The sequence below is a fragment of the Pedobacter sp. SYP-B3415 genome, from assembly GCF_004138205.1.
Lineage (GTDB): Bacteria > Bacteroidota > Bacteroidia > Sphingobacteriales > Sphingobacteriaceae > Pedobacter.
In genome coordinates, this window is sequence record NZ_RXNQ01000035.1 from 171,273 (window position 1) to 187,864 (window position 16,592).

At 48.0% G+C, this 16,592-nt stretch carries 13 protein-coding genes; 1 reads left to right on the forward strand and 12 read right to left on the reverse strand.

The window, feature by feature from the left end; genetic code table 11:
- Positions 1-6: 6 nt before the first annotated feature.
- The 12 genes from EJV45_RS19670 to EJV45_RS16940 all read right to left on the reverse strand — a co-directional run bounded on the left by EJV45_RS19670 (position 7) and on the right by EJV45_RS16940 (position 15,681).
- Positions 7-234: a GDSL-type esterase/lipase family protein gene (locus tag EJV45_RS19670; protein WP_240755318.1), complete on the reverse strand. Its 228-nt coding sequence runs from the start codon at positions 232-234 to the stop codon at positions 7-9.
- Entirely contained in the window at positions 206-694 is a 489-nt protein-coding gene (locus EJV45_RS16890) for a GDSL-type esterase/lipase family protein (RefSeq protein WP_240755319.1), read from the reverse strand. The genes EJV45_RS19670 and EJV45_RS16890 overlap by 29 nt, the downstream gene beginning before the upstream one ends.
- Complete coding sequence (glpT, locus tag EJV45_RS16895) at positions 691-2,040, reverse strand: glycerol-3-phosphate transporter (RefSeq protein ID WP_129717542.1); 1,350 nt, start codon at positions 2,038-2,040, stop codon at positions 691-693. Before glpT ends, EJV45_RS16890 begins: the two co-directional genes overlap by 4 nt.
- A gap of 44 nt (positions 2,041-2,084) precedes the next feature.
- A complete protein-coding gene (locus EJV45_RS16900) occupies positions 2,085-2,993 on the reverse strand; it encodes a glycerophosphodiester phosphodiesterase family protein (RefSeq protein ID WP_129717544.1) in 909 nt (302 codons plus the stop codon).
- Positions 2,990-3,919: a DUF6528 family protein gene (locus EJV45_RS16905; protein WP_129717546.1), complete on the reverse strand. Its 930-nt coding sequence runs from the start codon at positions 3,917-3,919 to the stop codon at positions 2,990-2,992. The genes EJV45_RS16900 and EJV45_RS16905 overlap by 4 nt, the downstream gene beginning before the upstream one ends.
- Positions 3,912-5,324 carry a calcineurin-like phosphoesterase family protein gene (locus tag EJV45_RS16910; RefSeq protein ID WP_129717548.1) on the reverse strand — a complete coding sequence of 471 codons (1,413 nt, stop codon included), beginning with the start codon at positions 5,322-5,324 and terminating at the stop codon, positions 3,912-3,914. The genes EJV45_RS16905 and EJV45_RS16910 overlap by 8 nt, the downstream gene beginning before the upstream one ends.
- Positions 5,325-5,411: 87 nt before the next feature.
- Positions 5,412-7,055, reverse strand: a complete 1,644-nt coding sequence (locus tag EJV45_RS16915) for a DUF5689 domain-containing protein (protein WP_129717550.1) — start codon at positions 7,053-7,055, stop codon at positions 5,412-5,414.
- A gap of 10 nt (positions 7,056-7,065) precedes the next feature.
- The gene (locus EJV45_RS16920; protein ID WP_129717552.1) at positions 7,066-8,625 is read right to left on the reverse strand and encodes a SusD/RagB family nutrient-binding outer membrane lipoprotein; all 1,560 of its coding nucleotides are present in this window, start codon (positions 8,623-8,625) and stop codon (positions 7,066-7,068) included.
- Positions 8,626-8,639: 14 nt separating this feature from the next.
- Entirely contained in the window at positions 8,640-11,951 is a 3,312-nt protein-coding gene (locus EJV45_RS16925) for a SusC/RagA family TonB-linked outer membrane protein (protein WP_240755320.1), read from the reverse strand.
- 455 nt (positions 11,952-12,406) lie between these two features.
- On the reverse strand, positions 12,407-13,012 hold the full coding sequence (locus EJV45_RS16930; protein ID WP_129717554.1) for a biliverdin-producing heme oxygenase: 606 nt from the start codon (positions 13,010-13,012) through the stop codon (positions 12,407-12,409).
- A gap of 24 nt (positions 13,013-13,036) precedes the next feature.
- A complete protein-coding gene (locus EJV45_RS16935) occupies positions 13,037-13,456 on the reverse strand; it encodes a response regulator (protein WP_129717556.1) in 420 nt (139 codons plus the stop codon).
- Positions 13,453-15,681, reverse strand: coding sequence for an ATP-binding protein (locus EJV45_RS16940; RefSeq protein WP_129717558.1), 2,229 nt, complete (start codon positions 15,679-15,681; stop codon positions 13,453-13,455). The genes EJV45_RS16935 and EJV45_RS16940 overlap by 4 nt, the downstream gene beginning before the upstream one ends.
- A gap of 532 nt (positions 15,682-16,213) precedes the next feature.
- Here EJV45_RS16940 and EJV45_RS16945 point away from each other — a divergent pair.
- Positions 16,214-16,582, forward strand: a complete 369-nt coding sequence (locus tag EJV45_RS16945; RefSeq protein ID WP_129717560.1) for a response regulator transcription factor — start codon at positions 16,214-16,216, stop codon at positions 16,580-16,582.
- The last annotated feature ends 10 nt before the right edge of the window (positions 16,583-16,592 follow it).

Sequence of the window (16,592 nt, forward strand, 5' to 3'; positions counted from 1 at the left end):
TTTGGTTTATTTAAGGTAACCGCCCTTTCGAAGCACATCTTTCCAGACCTGGTAACCTGCCGGGATCAAATGCAGGCCATCAGCCGTTAGTTCCGCTTTCAGGTGCTGCTCGCCATCGAGGAAATGCGGGTACAGATCGATAACTGTAACACCTTTTTTCGAAAATTTCCGGATTTGATCGTTAAGCCACAGAATATGCTCATCCTTACCGTAATGATTTTTTGAATTTCGCAAACGAGCTGTTTACGGGCAGCAGTGTGTAAAAATAGATTTTCGTTTTTCGTGAGCCCTTTCTGATCCGGTCAATGATCTTGTTATAATTCGCCAGGATAACGCTGTCGGGAATATTGCGCGCAATGTCGTTGATGCCGATCAGCACAAAAACTTTTGCGGGTTTGCGGTCTATCACTTCCTGGAGCCGTTCAAGCACGCCAAAGGTGATGTCGCCGGAGATACCACGGTTCTTTGCCTGAGGAAGGTCGAGCAGTTTGGACCAGTTGGTACCGGCGGTAATGCTGTTACCCAAAAAAATGAAATCCCGTTTTGCCTGGGGCTCAGCTTTGAAAGCGGCCAGCTTTTCGGCATACTTACCCGGACGGTAAGTACTGTCCCATTTTGCGGTTACCTGCGCCCCAGCCTGCAGCGATAGGCTGATGGCGATTGCCAGGGGCAGTATCTTTTTAAGTTTTATCATGAGTTAATGGTTGTTAGATTTTTCTTCTCCCTGTTCCAGGTGAAAGCTGTAAAAACTATTGCAAGTATACATGCGGCAACAATTACTTCAAAACCGCCGTCCCAGCCAAAGGCATCGACCACGTAGCCAATCGCAATATTGGCAAACAGGGCGCCCCCGAGGTAACCGAACAAACCCGTCAGACCGGCAGCGGTGCCAGCCGCCTTTTTTGGAACCAGGTCCAGCGCCTGCACGCCGATCAGCATAACCGGACCATAAATAAGAAAGCCGATGGCGATCAACGAAGCATTGTCTATCCACACGTTTCCGGGCGGATTTTTCCAGTAAACCAGGACCGCCACAAGAACAAGAACCATGTAAATAATGGTAGCCGGCGCCCGGCGCCCCTTAAACACCTTGTCACTGATCCAGCCGCACAGCAGGGTTCCGGGAATGCCTGCGTATTCATAGAGAAAATAAGCAAAACCTGACTCTTTCAGATCAAAACCTTTTGCCTCTTTAAGAAAGGTTGGCGACCAGTCGAGGATGCCATACCTGACCAGGTAAACAAAGGCGTTTGCAAAGGCGATATACCACAGCATGCGGTTGTTAAAGACATACTTGAAAAAGATCTCGCGGGCGGTGAACTCCTGCTCCTGCGATTCTGAATAATTGCGCGGATAATCATTTTTATAAGCCTCGATGGGCGGCAAACCGCATGATTGCGGTGTGTCGCGCACCAGGATAAAGGCGATGAGCGCAAACACCAGCGCGATCATGCCCGGAAAGTAAAACATACTCTGCCAGTCGGTGAAAATTTCGATAGCCCAGATCGCTATTGGGCCTACAAGGCCCCCGCCAACGTTGTGCGCCACATTCCAGATCGACATCATGGTACCGCGCTCTTTGACCGAGAACCAATGTACAACAACACGGCCGCAGGGAGGCCAGCCCATACCCTGAAACCACCCATTGATAAACAGCAGCACAAACATGACCGCAATCGAGCTTGTTGCAAACGGGCTGATACCCATAAAAATCATGGTCAGTGCAGACAGGATCAGACCAGCCGTGAGAAAAATGCGTGCATTGCTCCTGTCAGAAACATTGCCCATCAGAAACTTACTCAGACCGTAGGCAATGGAAACGCCTGACAGTGCTAGTCCGAGATCCCCCTTTGAATAACCTTGTTTAACAAGGTCAGGAATCACCATAGAGAAGTTTTTCCTGACAAGGTAATATCCGGCGTAGCCGAGAAAGATACCCAGAAACACCTGTATGCGTAATTTTTTATACTCCGGGTCGATCCGGTTTTCGGGCAGCATCGGCTGGTGCGCAGCCGGTGGCGGGAAAAGTTTAAATGGCATTGAATAATTTGGTTAGAATTGTGTGTTTGATTTTCTCGGACAGATTATGGCGTAAGCAGGTCAGGATAGTCGGAAATGATCCCATCTACGCCGAGAGCCTTCAGTCTTGCGATATCCTCCCTGGTGTTTGCAGTCCATGGCAAAACCTTTATACCTTTTGAATGACAGGCATTGGTCATGGCGGCAGTAACCGTACTGTGTTCAGGGCTGTACCAGACCGGCGTAAAACCGAGCGCATCGAGATTTTCTGAAACCCGCGGTGCGGTCTTTTTATCGACCAGGTAGGACAATACCACCTTTGGATATTTACCGTGAATGTATTTAAGCGCCCTGACATCGAACGACTGGATGACGGTGCGGTTCAGGACCTTTTTAGTTTTAAGAAGATCAACGACGCGGTCACAAAACTCAGGAATTTCGGGGTGTTTGATGTTATCCCCTGCAGGCTGTGATTTGATTTCCATGTCGTAAAACATCTTTCGCCCCTTGCGCCTGGCATGCTGCTCTACCTGATCAATCAGCTCGGAAAGTAAAGGAATATGCGTGCTTACCTTTTGCTGCCGCGGAAACAGTGCATAGGGCTTCAGGCCGGTTTCATACTGTTTAATAAAGGCATAGTCCATGCTGTACCAGTAAAGTTTTTTGCCTTCTTCCTGCGTAATTTCAGCACCTTTTGGCGGTGTAACGAACAGGGTGTTTACATACGGATCATGGGTAACGATAACCTGTTTATCTTTGCTCATCCCCAGGTCCATCTCAAGGGTTCTAACGCCCAGATCTACTGCGTGTAACATAGCTGGAATGGTGTTTTCAGGCATCAGGCCGCGGCCGCCGCGATGCGCCTGGGTATCGAATTCCACTGCTTTTTTTGAGCGGTTTTTCAGGCCCGCGCAGCCGGCAAGGACAAGTGCAGACAGGACAAGTACATTAAACGTAAGTAACTTCTGTTTCATTGGCAGATTGTAAATTTGTGTGTGTCGGGGTAGCTGAAGGTATTTGGCACATCCCAGCGTGCTTTGTAAATCTGAAGGCCTTCGATGTTGAAAATAACAGCTTCCTTCTCGTTGATCAGTTGCTGATGGTACCATTTTTTGTTGGTATCGATGGCGCGCAGCATAATCAACGGATAAGTCTCCGGACCGGATGATATGCTTTTGATGCGGCTAAATGCCGTTACTTCAGAAAACTTCTTCGTGGCAAAATCAAGGCTCCAGGTATGGTCGTGCGTAGAGAGCCAAAGTTTGTCCTGGCCGAAAACGGGGAACAGATCATGGGCGCCGGCTTCCGGTAATGCAAGCTGCTCCCTGATCTCCAGCGCCGGATTCTTGCAGTTCATGTTGTATGCCAGGCCATAAAGCGTTGTGCCTCCGGTTGCCCACAGCAGCTGTCTTTTCCTGTCCCAGACTACATTGTGTGCATCAGGCATCTTGATACGTGTTACCTGGACGGCGGCAGGTGCGACGGTTGTATCTGTGCGGATCAGGGACAGGTATCCGCCGGTGCTGGAGGCTGCAACGATATTTCCGTCTGGCAACAGTTCGGCGGAATGTGTATTGCCACCAGCATAAGCGACAAAAACGGCTTTTTTATCATCCAGCCGTACCAGTGCTACGCCCCCGCCTGAAGCCGTGATGAGCAGATATTTCTGCGCGTAAACGGGTTTGACCTCACTCAGGTTGCTAAACCATTTTCGGGCCGAATCCGGAATCCGCTGATCAACCCGCCATTCCCAGTCAACGGCAGATTTACCTGCTTGTGCACGAATGACCCGGCTTTGCGCCTGGTCAACGGCATAAAAGGTTTTGGTTTGAGCAAGGCCATGCAACACAAAGAGGAAGGTGCAAGCCGTCAGCAGACAACGCAGAATCTTGTCAGACATCTTTTTTAATTTTATATCTTTCGCCGAATCGGTCTGTAACGAGAATTTCAACCGTTCTGACCGAGGCCGGCAGCTGCGCCAAAAATAAGTGTTCTGTGCGGTGTGGCTCTACAAACGGACGTTTTTTTGGCATATCCGCGCCCTTGTACATGCGCACGCATTCAGGATCGAAACCCTTGGTCATTTCCATCGCGCCCATTGCTTTCCCGTCTGCAAAATATTCCACCTTCCATTTCGGGTCGTAGTTCCAGACGTTTGCAATCAGGCGCACCTGCTTTTCGCTGCGCTCAACGTCAAGCGATACCTGGTGTGTTTTGGGCTGGCCGGTACCTTTATAATACCATTTTACATCCCTTCCGTTAACCTCATACACACCATAGCCGCGCGGACAGCCGTCGCTGCAGACGGGACCTGTCCACCAGGCACCGCACACCGTGCCGTGGTTATGCTCGAAAATATTTTCACTGATCTGCACATTCCTTGAATAGTGGGTATGTCCCGATAAAATATGGACGTTCTTATAGTGTTTAAGCAGGCTGTACAGCGCTGCATTGTTTTTTACAGCATTGTGAACCGGGATGTGAAGACAGATAAACAACAGGTTTTCTGTTGGTACAGATTTCAGGTCCTGCTCGAGCCAGCTAAGCTGCTGTTCGCTGATATAACCGTCATATGTTCTTTCAATGCCGAGGTACCGGACATCATCAAACACAACATAATGCGCTTTGCCGCGATTGAATGAGTAATACGTTGGCCCGTAATTCTGTTTGAAGGTTTTGTCTGAGGTTTCGTCGCCGCCCTGTCGGTAATCCATATCATGATTACCAAGCGCCTGGAAAAACGGAATTCCCATCTGTTTGACGGCCTCATTGTAATCGGCAAATAAGGCATGGTTGTCCCAAACAAGGTCGCCTACGGCGATGCCGTGCACCGGCGTATTACCCATGCTTTTTACGAGCGCCTGCACATCAGGGACTGATGTTTCCATCATTTCTTTTGCATCGCCTTTCGTCTTTATCTGCGGATCGGCCCAAACGATAAAGTTATGGCGATCATCATTTCTTTTCAGGCGCGTAAGCTGAAAATCATATTCGTTTCTGCTGCCAAGGCGATCGTATTGGCTGGCCAGGTTATAATCTGTTTTAAATTCATAGCCCGCCGGCGTGCTCATAAAAATAAAAGCGGCAGCCTCGTTGGGGGTAATGGTATAGCGGCCTGACAAATCGGTGAGTACAACCGAATAACCATCTGAGACCGCAACGTTTGCAATGCCCCGCCCCGATGCGGTAACCCGGCCGCTAACCGTAGCACTGCGCCTGAGGCCTGAAAGGGCACTGCTATTTAAGCTGATAAAGGCACTTCCCGACAGAAGGCCGAGACTTTGTATAAAGGTTCTTCTTTTCATATTTAAGCCAGGCCGTGGCGGCCTGTTATGTAAAGCGGGAACCTTGAAGGGCTCCCGCAACAGTTTATTGTGTGTATTCGTATCCGTTTAGTTGACCAGCCTGGTTGGCGCAATGGTATCTGTTCTTACAACAGCCCCATTCGCATCCCGGGTAAGCTTCAAATGAATGCCTTCGATTTCTGCCAGGGTAGAGTTTTTCTCCAGGTCGATATCGTTCTGTGACCTGGCTTTTTTCCATCTGCCGATTGCCGGGTTATAGATACCGCCCAGTTTATTGAAAAATCCCTGGTCAGAAGGCAATTGATATTGCATGCTCATCGTATTCGTGCCGCTCCGGTAATAAAGCTGCTCAATCCCTTCAATCGGTTCAATCCGTTTGTACAAATCGTTTCGCGCAACCCTGTACCCCATCAGCGGCGAAGTACTGTAAATATTTCCGCCGCCACCGATAAAGATACAGTCGATCGGTGTGGAATTCACATTGACCTCGGTGCCTTTGAAGATTGCAAAGCCCGACGCATTGCCGGAGTTGGCGAACAGGTTGGTTGTGTATAAACCGAAGCCGTCTCCGTTTCCTGCCGGATTATTTGCCGGGGTAGCCGTTGTATAGTTTTTAGCGCGAATCCACTTCGATGAAGCTATCGAGGTAGAGCCCGAACCATTGATCAGACGACTTGATCCGCCTACATAGAAAAATTCACCTTTTGAGACTGTGCCCGAGGTCAGGTTAAACTTGTAGGTTCTTGCCGTTAAGCCCACCGGACTCCGCGCTGCATCGGCACCCGTAGCCCAGCCTTTGGTAGGTGCAACACCGGTTGGCGAGCTGCCACCGGCATTGTTCGTTACGACTACCGAATAGGGTGTTACGGCAAAATTGATGTCTTCAGTAGCCAGAAACTGCATATATTCATAATTGCCGTCGCCGCCCTGTGCATCTGCCATGTAACCGGTGATAACCGCAGCAGCCAGTTCAGGCTCCGATGAAAGCGGTTTTACATCTGCCATGGTGCGTATGGCAAGATAAGGAGAAGGGACGCCATTCGCATTAACAGTATTAAACACAATGCCAGAATAATTTGCGGCGAAATTCAGGCCCGAAGTGTTTGCGAATTTGGCATTTGCTCTGGTCCGGAGCGTAAAATTGTCAAATCCGTCATTGATGGTTTTATCGCCCGAATAGGTATCTGCAGGTTTGGCAATCGGATCAAAAACAGCATCGACTACAATGACATGTGTACTTTCATAATCAAATGGTTTGGCAAGAATCAGTGAACTGGCAACAGGGTTTTTCGGGATCGCCCGGTTACTGGCCAGCTTGGTAATATCACCCATGGTAACACCTGTTATCTGCAGGATACCATCGCGCCGGGTGAGGGTTTTTCCTTCCATTTTTACTGCAATTGAGTCTCCGATTACAAACTTTGCGGCATCGGCACCCAGCGCAATTGAAATACCGCGTACAACATTCAGCCGCCTGCGGTCCTGCAGCACGAGTAAACCTTCAGGAAGGTTGCCCCCCGAATGATCTGACACGACCAAACCTGTTATTGCGGTTGAGCCGAACATCGCTTCGGCATCCAATACAAGGTCAGAGCCTTTATACAGGTTCTTCAGGTCGAAAAGTGGAATATAAGTATTGACCTGACCACCCGGATAATTTGATTTTTTACACGCTGTCCAGGCAAGTGCCATCAGGCCTGCAACAGCACTTAGGAATAAAAATTTCTTCATGTCTATATAATTAGTTGGCCTTTTGCCACCAAACATTTGTTGAGATAAGATCCGCGCCCTGTCCCGCTACCGCGTTGCGGTAATTTGTGGGATTTGCCGATTGTACGTAAACGGGATAAACCATGCGCGCCGGCATTACGCCGCCATTTCTCAGGCCAGGCCCTTTAGGCAGTACCGGATGACCGGTTCTCCGGTATTCAAACCATTGCTGCAGATCTGTGCAGAACAGGCTGTAATATTTCTGAATGTGGATTTGCTCCATTTTGTTATCAAGTGAGCCTGCAGGGTCCCAGGTAAGGTCTGCTGCGTCCACGTATTCGACAAAAGCCGCATCAGCAGGGTTTGCCGGGAAGTTTGGCACCCAGTAATTTATGGCCGCAGCCATGCCGCGGTAATAATACTGTTCAGCAGATCCGGTAATCCAGCCTTTAACGGAAGCTTCGGCAAGAATAAATTGCAGCTCTGCATAAGTCATAAGAATCCCGGTTAGTGGGTTAACCTGCAGTGAACGCGTTCCGTTTGTTGCATCGTCAGAAGATATAAAGTAGGCCTGGCGGAGAAATCCTGAACCAACCGCATATCCGCTTGGAACACCCGAATAACCGTTTGGCCCCTGCGAGATACCCAGGCGATTCACACCGCTGTTGCCCCATTTTGCGCTGTTATCAATCCTCGGATCGCCCCAGTCTCTCAACCGGTCAATAAAGAAGCTGGCCATTGACGGTGCACGGAAATCCTGCGCCCTTACACCGTTTACGAACGGCGAAGTAAAAGGATCTGTGGTGTTTGTCCCGCCGTTCCACCTGATTATGGCCACATCTGAATTGCTTCCCATAACAGGATAATTCGCGGCATTCGTTTCTACAATTTCCTTGATTTTTGCTATGCATTGTGCGGATACTTCAGATTTACCCGACACCCGCAGCAGCAGCCGCAGGTAAAGGGAATTACAGAATCTGCGCCATTTGCCGATGTCTCCCTTAAAGACAGGATCTGAAGTTGCTTTGATTGCTGTGCCTGCAGCCAGAAGTGTATTTGCTTCTTCCAGCTTTTTGAACATATCAAGATAGATGTCTTTTTGTTTGTCGAACACCGGCTCCAGCAAGCCTTCTTTCCCTTTATTGGCTTCGCTATAAGGAACATCACCATAGGTATCGGTCAGCATAGATGATACCCAGCTCTGTGCAACAAGCGATATGCCCTGGTACGATTTATTCGCAGCTTTCCCGGCAGAAGCAAGTGCATATACGTCTTTCAGGTTGGTAAGCTGCGGGTACCAGCTGTTCCAAAGATTATCTGAAAACGTATTTCTGAACTCATAACGAAAAACTGTTGCGTCACCGTCGCTGATGGTCACGGTAACCTGCATGAGTTCGTTATTAAAATTACGATTGCGAAGCATGTTCGCATTCATGACGTTAACCAACGCCGGTGCAAGAAGTTTTTCCGGCGTCGTTTCTACAATATTGATCGGATCTTTATTGATCTCGGTGAAATTCTTATCGCACGAACCAAGCAGCGCGCTCACCACAATCATACTCCCTAATGCTGTGTATTTTATTTTTTTCATGTCTCCTGTAAGAATTAAATGCCTATTACGAAGTTAAATCCGAAGCTCCGGGTCGACGGGAACTGAGCCACCTCAAAACCCTGTACAATATCACTTCCCGCCAGGGTTCCAAATTCAGGATCGAACATTGGCCATGGCGACCAGATGAAAAGGTTACGGCCGTATACGCCTACGCTCATTGAATTTAGTCCGAGCGACTTGGCTACGCGCGGCGTAAACTTATAATTCAGGCTCGCTTCACGAAATTTGATATAATCTGTACTAAAGGTATTTCCTTCGCCATTGTCTGTACCCATATGTGAGCGGTAGTACTCGTCTATATCGGTGGCCACGACATCGTTAACACGGTATGAGCCGTCTGGATTCTGCACCACACCGTTGCCGATAATGCCGCTATAGCGACCGGGTAAGGTGTTGGTTGTTTTACCCTGCTCTACCAGTTTGTAGTTGGTCAGCGAGTGACCAACGGCTCCGGCCTGGGCGTCAAACAAAACATTCAGGCTAAAATTCTGATAGGCAAACTCGGTTCCGATAGACGCGCGGTACTTTGGAATTGTATTGCCCAGATACACGACGTCACTGGTAATTCTTGCGAAACCGGTATTGGCATCGTAAACCACATTGCCCTGCGGATCACGAACATAACCACGGCCATACAAATCGCCCATGGCGCCGCCCACCTTTGCAACGATCTGGCCACCTGCCACAGGACCTGTGCGCAGGATGACAGAAGTGTCTACCAGCTCTTTGATCTCATTTTTGTTCGTTGAAAAGGTTGCAAACATCCGCCAGTTGAAAGCTTTGCCCCTGCCCTGTACAATCGTACCATTCACCGATGCTTCAAATCCGGTATTGTCTACGCGGCCCGCATTGATGATAGCCTGCGAATAACCAGACGATCTGTCGATTACCCTGCTCAGAATCTGATTTTTTGTGTTGCCCATATAATAAGCCAGGTCAAGCGACAGGCGGTTCTTGAAGAACTGAACTTCCGCACCAACCTCAAAGGTCGTCGTCTTTAATGGTTTCAGATCCGGGTTTGGCAGGATAGATGGGTTTTGCAGCGCGCTGTCAGGATATTGTCCGCTTGCGGCCAGAGAATAAGTATACGCTGTGCGGTAAGGAGTCGTACCGCCGCTGCCCACTTGTGAAAGCGATGCGCGCAGTTTTGCAAACGAAATGGCTTGCGGCATTTTAGCAACTTCAGACAGCACAAAACTACCGCTGACCGATGGATAAAAGAAACCAACATTGTCTGTACGGGTAGCCGTTGCCAGTACGCTGCTCCAATCCTGCCGGCCGGTTACATCTGCATATAAAAAGTTTTTATAACCAAATGACACGCTTCCATACAAGCTGTTGATGTTATACCGGCTCGTATCAGGAATCGACACAATAGCAAAACGGTTGTTGGTAAGCTCGTATAGTTTTGGTATAACCAGACCGTCTGCACGAAGGTCAGACCGGTTGTACCGGTTTTTCAGCTGGCTGCCACCTGCAAGTGCACTGATGTCGATCTTGTTTTTAAGCTTCTTGTTATAACGAACCAGAAATTCATTGTTTGTTTCGTTACCACGGATTCTCTGTTCACGGTGCGAGCCGTACAGTAATTTGCTGCCTGCATCGTAAGGACGATCCTGCGCACGCTGCTCGCCAACCCAGTCAAGGGTGGAACGCAACTGCAGACTTAGCTCTTTTGTAAACTGGTAAGACGCCGTTACGTTGGCTGTTACGTTATGACGACCGGTCCTGTTGATAAACTCGTTTGATATAGCATACGGGTTTTCGGGAAAGGAACTGAACGGATATTCAATGGCCTGGTTTTCCTTGCCATTCTGCCAGTAATTTTTTAACCAGTTGAGGTCAGCATTCGGTTGCCAGAAAATGAACCAGTACATAAGCGACTGGTTGCCATAACCTGCACCGGGAAGGTTATCGCTGTAGCGGTTGCCATAATTGATTTTTGTAGTAAACTTCAACTTCTTTGTGATATCAGTTGATGTAGACAAGGCAACGGTAGTACGTTCAAAACCGGTGTTTGGAATGATCCAGGTGTTTTCCTGGTTTGTTAGCGACAAACGACCTACTGTGCTGCCAACGCGGGTATCAATACTAAGGGAGTTGGTCAGGTTTCTGCCGGTGTTAAAGAATTCGCGAATTTGATTTGTATACGGAACCCAGGGCGTACGCGTTGTTGAGCGTGTTTGCGTAATCGGGTCATATTGGTAAAATAACAGCGACGGATCGAAGCGGGGGCCGTAAGCAGAGCTGGTTCCACTGGTACTTGGTCCGTCTGGCCCGGTCTCGTAAGAGTAATAGGCTGCGCCGTCGGTCCCCTGACCGTACTCATATTGAAGATCCGGCCAGCGGTTTACCGATTCGAGCGAACCGTTTGATGTGAACTTGATTCCGATTTTATTTTTCTTGTTCTTCGCGCTTCCTGATTTGGTCGTGATGATGATGGCACCGTTTGCACCGCGCTGGCCGTATAATGCTGCCGCACCCGGACCTTTCAGAACCGATACGCTTTCAATATCTTCAGGATTGATGTCGTTTATTGAACTTCCGTAGTCGGCAGGCATGTTATCACTTCCGGTACCGTAAACATTGTCTGAGCCATTGGCAGACCTGCGGCCGCCGCTGTTGTTGATCACAACGCCATCTACCACAATCAGCGCTTCGTTGTCGCCGGTCAGATTGTTTTCACCGCGAAGAATGATCTTGTTTGAACCCGCCGGACCGCTGTTTGAGCGTACAAGGTTCAGACCGGCCACCTTGCCTGAAAGTGCATCCGTCCAGTTGCTGGAAACGGCGCGCGTCAGGTCTGCGCTGTCTACTTTCGTTACAGCATACCCCAGCGACCGCTCTTCGCGTTTAATACCCAAAGCCGTTACAACGACTTCATCGAGCGCGTTGCTGGCTGGCTTCATGCGAACCACCACATTTTGCGCTGCAGTGGTAAAACTGCGGCTAACCTGGGTATAACCAACAATACTGAAGGTTACCTGTCCGCCGGATGGAACCGAAACCGAAAATGCACCGTTCACATCTGATGTTCCCAGCACCTGTTTCTGGGCATTCATAATGTTTACGCCGATCACGGCACTGTTATCGGTATCGTCCACTACCCTCCCTTTTACAACCAGATTTTGGGCCTTGACCCCCAAACCCGACATAACAAGCAGAAAAGCAATGAGCAATTGCCGCCGGAAACCGCTCCCACCCGAACCAGTCGCGCTGGTTCCCGGATGCAGGCTTCCGGAACGCATCGCTCCTGTAGTCAGGAGCTTACGGTCAGTAAAAGCTTGAGTAGAATTTTGATTCATAAATTAAAATAGAAGATTAATAAATAGCGTTATTTCGTTTAATTTCGATCTACAACCCTGCTGTCTTACAGCATATTGATAAGATATTGTTAATTATATGTTTTGGTAAAATAAAGAGAACTTTAACAACCCAAATGGTTGCTTCTCCGGGAAGAGCCACCGCTATTGCCGGGTTCAGATAAATGCTCAATTTTACAAGTTTATACTGGTTGATCTCATGCTTCCCAAAAATTATGATCTGTTTCGATCACAATCAGTTAAACAACAAAACGAAACTATACATAATTATTCGTAATGCAAATTTTTTTTAAACTTGTTACAGAGTTGACCTGATTGCGCTGAAAAACAGGCCATGTTCGGGAAAGATAAAGGAAATTAAAGATAATTAAACATGAAACTACAACGAGGAGTTGTAGTCAATCGAAAGGTAGCTTAGCACACGCAGTAAAATTCGATTAAGATTTAGCCGGACCTGCAGCCTGCACGGTATGCATAAGACGGATCAGACTGTCGAAAGTTGAATTAGCTGCATGCAGGCAAATTTCGGCATCGGCCGGAGATTGGACCTCAGCCTCAAGAACCGCCTGGAACGTTTTCCACTTTTCAGCCAGCTGATCTCCATAAATTCCGTAATAGGCAAAGTCGAGCCCCGCAAACTCATCGTTCTGAAGCAGCTGTTTCCTGATTACATTTCCTCCTAGTGTAGCCCCTTCCAGCACATACAATGTACCCAGCTGAGCGGGCTTTGAGTCTGCCGGTATAAAGATTTGCCCTGTATCAACGTGCGGAAGCGCAGCAGTGTCGATTCCTGCTCCTGCAGCATCCTGGCGGAGCGCAGGAAGTTTTTCGCGCGATTTGAGATCGAGCCGTTGCGCCAGCTCCTGATCCATAACATTAAATAGTGGTGGTTCAATCAACTCATGCGCAAGCAGGTTCACCGCAAGAATTTGACGGTATTGTGAGAGGTTAAGCCTGCGCGACATAATTTCATCTACAAACATAGCCGACTCAAGCGCCTTATGGCGGGCGGCAGTTTCAGTACGTAACAGCTGTGCAATCATTAAAATAGCGGAACGGAACGGGGCTTAGTTTACGTGAAGGTGGTGGTTAAACCAGAATTTCTGCACCGAGTCCACGCATTGCAAAAGTTTATCATAACCGTCTGGCTTGGTGACATAGGCATTCGCGCCGAATTCTATCGAGGCCCTGACGTCTTTTGGACTGTCTGATGTAGAGAACAACAGAACGGGAACTGTCTTCATTGCAGGAATTTCGCGAATAAACCTAAGGATATCCAAACCAGAGATGTTCGGCAGATTCAGGTCAAGCAGAATAAGTTTAGGAATTGTATGTTCTTCTACGAATTTCCTCAATGACCGGATGGCCTCCTGTCCGTCTGCTGCAACAGTTAAAATAAGATTATCTCCAACTTCCTGAACCGCATTTTCCATAAAAAACACGTAATCGGGATCATCCTCTACATAAAAAATATCTGGTGTTTTCACTGTATATCCTCCTGTCTGTTTCTGAATGCCACAAAAAATGTGGTACCGCTTCCAAGTTTACTTTCAAACCAAACACGTCCCTGGTGCCGCTCTACAATGCGTTTTACAATTGCGAGGCCAACGCCGGTTCCATCTATATCTTGGACATTGTCCATGCGCTTGAAAAGCTCAAAAACTCTTTCGTAATAGCTGATGTCAATTCCTATGCCATTGTCTGAAATACTGTAGATAGTCTCAGCACCTTGTATCTCTCCGTTTACCCGGACTTTCGGGGCGGGGTTTTTCGAGGAATATTTTACACCGTTGCCTATGATATTCGAGAACACCTGACTGAGCATGGTGCGGTCACCACGAAGAGCCGGCGTATTGCCAATTTCAATTGTCTGCTCTCCTGTCTTCATAGCCGCCCTGATCTCTGCAGCAATTTCCTGAAGAAGCGGCCCCATATTCACCTCAGCCATATCAATTTCGGCCCGCCCGACTTTTGAAAGATTTAATACTTCACGGATCAGGAAATTCATTTTATCCGTTCCGGCGATGATCCGTTCGACCATTTTTTTCGAGCTGGTGTCAAACTGCGGATTCGTTTTCAGCAACATCTCTGCATAAGTCCGCACAGATGTGATCGGCGTGCGGAGATCATGAGAAATCGTGTAACTGAAGGTATCGAGCTCTTCGTAAGCGGCCTGAAGTTTTTCATTCAGGGTTCTGATAGCGGTCGCTTTGTTATTGATGTCAGCAATAACAATCTCGCGGAGCGCCAGTACCGAAGTAATTTCCTCCGGTGTCCAGCGGGCAGAAGTATTATTAACCTGTTGTGTCCAGCTATCGAAAGACTTGCGTGGTGAAAGTTGCAGCACACCATCTGCATCGGGCTCAGCAGGTTTCTCCGGGTTGCCGGCCCACTGCACTTGTGTTATTCTTTCCGGCTTAAACCAGATCATCATCTCATTGAGCTCGCGGCTGATCAGACAGGCGAGCACACCGGCCGCAGTATCTTTATAGGCCGCTGCCGATTTGAAAACTTCCGGAAGCTGGTGCGTATGGTATATGGAGTCGGCCATATTCTGCTTCAGCCATGCAGCGAGTGCAGTTACTTCCGCCTCAGAAGGCGTCTGACCGATCAGCGTCAACGTGTTTTCAAAAAGCAGGGCAGCTCCGCCGGCAAGCGTACAATCAAGCAGGGTGCGGCTGTGGCTTGTAAGCGCGTCGATAAGATTTTTATCTTTTGTCAGGTGCGCAGAAAGAAAAGCTGTGCTTTCTTTGAACGCTGCAACCTTATCTGCGTCTTCTTCATCCTGGCGATACTCGAGCGCAGAAGAGAGAATCTGGCCAAGCAGCTTGGACCCTTCGCGCGCTTTGTAATCGATATATTTTGGCGAATAGTTATGGCAGGCAACGAGGCCCCACAATTCACCATGCGTAATCAGTGAAATACTAAAGCTCGACGCAACACCCATATTTTTGAGGTACTGGATGTGAATGGGCGAGACGGCACGAAGCTGACTGTAAGTCAAATCTATCGGCTCACTGCTAACAGCAAGCAGTGCCGCATCGCTTGCATTGACATCGGCAATCAGCCTGGTCAGATTCAATTTGTAAAGCGCACGGGCTTGCTTCGGTATGTCGCTGGCCGGGTAATGGAGTCCGAAAAAGGGCTCCAGTTGATCTTCTTTATCCTCAGCAACAACTTCCCCATGGCCGTCTTCGAGAAATTTATAGATCATAACCCGGTCGTAACCGATAATTCTTTTGATTTCAGTAGCCGCACTTTGCAGTAAAGTCTGAAGGTTTTTGCCCCCCAGCATCGCGGAAGCCGAACGCCCTACTGAACTTTGAATATCATAGTCCAGACTGACCGGTTCAAATTCAAGAAGCACGACATCTTCATGCATACTTACGATAAGATAGAAAGATGTGCCGCCTACCGTAATTCCATGTGGATTAATGGCGTCAAAATTCTGACGCTGTAAGCCCAGCTGTAAGAGCTGACCGAGCGACAAATTTTCGTCCTGCTCGTTTAACAAATGCTCAAAAACTGAAAGCGGCTTACCTGTCATTGATGCCGCATCAGCAGGAAGCCAGTTATGCAAATTAGCACTTACGGCTGTGATGGTCATTGATTTTTTGTCAACGGCCACGACAAAGCCATGCGGTTGAATTTTGCCGGGGATCTGAATCGGTTCTCTGTCACAATTGCTGAGATCAACCGTGAATGTAGTCATGCATTGGATTTAAGTTTACAAAACTATCAGTATTTGTAAAAAATCAAACCCTGACGAACGGAAAGCCACCAAAAGTTACAAACACTGCAGGAATGTCTTTAGTCAGCAGACTTTGACCTTCGGACAACATGTATACAAAAACATACAGCATAAATGATAAAAAGACACAAAAACAGGACAGCATAACAGAACAACCAACCAAACCCGGTAAAATCGAGCCGACCGTGCGCAGATGAAAACAGGTGACAAACGCCGGCTTGCAACCGTGATATTTTTTTCCTGTCTGCAAGTCAACAGTTTAAATAAAAAGATTGCCCAGAGATCGGTAAATTAACTATAAAGGCAATTTTTGGCATCGCCTTTGTAACTAACCCGACCGAGAGCGTTAATTTAGATGACGGGGGTATCCATTCTGGATATCTCCGTTTTTTTTATGAAGCCTGTGCATTTTGCTATGTAATTTGGCTATTTGATTAATCAATCTGATTAATATCTTTGTAGAAGTTTATCATAAGATTACTAAACACATCCATTGCTAAAGAAAAAAATACTGGTTATCGAGGATAACCATGCCATTTTAGATGTCATAACGCTCATTCTGCAAAGTGAAGCTTTCGAGGTCTCGGGCCTGAACAGGGGTCTGGAAATGATGCATCATATAGAGACATTTCAGCCTCATGTGATCGTAATGGATATCATGCTTCCGGACAGTGACGGCCGAACCTTATTAAAGGAGTTGCGGAGCAACGAACAGACGGCTGATATTCCGGTGCTGATGATCTCAGCCCGCTACCATTCCGGCAATTACGACGAAGGCGGGTTAAAAGCCAATGACTTTCTTGCCAAGCCTTTTGACATCGACGCGCTGATGGATAAGATCTACGCGCTGCTGCCTAAATAATTTTAAATTT

What these genes read in the sequence shown, in the direction of transcription:
- EJV45_RS16890 (WP_240755319.1), bottom strand. Translation starts at nt 694, where the DNA reads ATGATAAAACTTAAAAAGATACTGCCCCTGGCAATCGCCATCAGCCTA.
- glpT (WP_129717542.1), bottom strand. Translation starts at nt 2,040, where the DNA reads ATGCCATTTAAACTTTTCCCGCCACCGGCTGCGCACCAGCCGATGCTG.
- EJV45_RS16900 (WP_129717544.1), bottom strand. Translation starts at nt 2,993, where the DNA reads ATGAAACAGAAGTTACTTACGTTTAATGTACTTGTCCTGTCTGCACTT.
- EJV45_RS16905 (WP_129717546.1), bottom strand. Translation starts at nt 3,919, where the DNA reads ATGTCTGACAAGATTCTGCGTTGTCTGCTGACGGCTTGCACCTTCCTC.
- EJV45_RS16910 (WP_129717548.1), bottom strand. Translation starts at nt 5,324, where the DNA reads ATGAAAAGAAGAACCTTTATACAAAGTCTCGGCCTTCTGTCGGGAAGT.
- EJV45_RS16915 (WP_129717550.1), bottom strand. Translation starts at nt 7,055, where the DNA reads ATGAAGAAATTTTTATTCCTAAGTGCTGTTGCAGGCCTGATGGCACTT.
- EJV45_RS16920 (WP_129717552.1), bottom strand. Translation starts at nt 8,625, where the DNA reads ATGAAAAAAATAAAATACACAGCATTAGGGAGTATGATTGTGGTGAGC.
- EJV45_RS16925 (WP_240755320.1), bottom strand. Translation starts at nt 11,951, where the DNA reads ATGAATCAAAATTCTACTCAAGCTTTTACTGACCGTAAGCTCCTGACT.
- EJV45_RS16930 (WP_129717554.1), bottom strand. Translation starts at nt 13,012, where the DNA reads ATGATTGCACAGCTGTTACGTACTGAAACTGCCGCCCGCCATAAGGCG.
- EJV45_RS16940 (WP_129717558.1), bottom strand. Translation starts at nt 15,681, where the DNA reads ATGACTACATTCACGGTTGATCTCAGCAATTGTGACAGAGAACCGATT.